The 396-nt window shown below is 71.2% G+C and carries 1 pseudogene; it reads right to left on the bottom strand.

The window, feature by feature from the left end:
• Positions 1-396: pseudogene (locus D9V41_RS16640) on the bottom strand (methylmalonyl Co-A mutase-associated GTPase MeaB); the annotation flags it as partial.

Consider the following 396-nt stretch of genomic DNA (forward strand, 5'->3'; position numbering starts at 1 on the left):
CCGTGGTCATCGATCGCCTGCACCACGGTGTCGATGCCGTCACCCGAGGTCGCCACCGTCATGACGATCGGCGGCGTCCACGCCCCGTCCGAGCGGTGCGTCATGGACAGCATGGTGCGCAGTTCGCGGCGCGTGGTCGTGGCGCCGTCGCGGTCCGCCTTGTTGATGCAGAACACGTCGCCGACCTCGAGGATGCCGGCCTTGGCCGCCTGGATGCCGTCGCCCATCCCGGGCGCGACGAGCACGAGCGTCGTGTCGGCCAGCCCTGCGATCTCCACCTCGGACTGCCCCACACCCACGGTCTCCACCAGGATCACGTCGCACCCGGCGACATCGAGCACCCGGATCGCGTGCGGCGTCGCCCACGACAAGCCGCCGAGGTGACCGCGGCTGGCC

It is taken from the genome of Aeromicrobium phragmitis, assembly GCF_003674095.1.
Lineage (GTDB): Bacteria > Actinomycetota > Actinomycetes > Propionibacteriales > Nocardioidaceae > Aeromicrobium > Aeromicrobium phragmitis.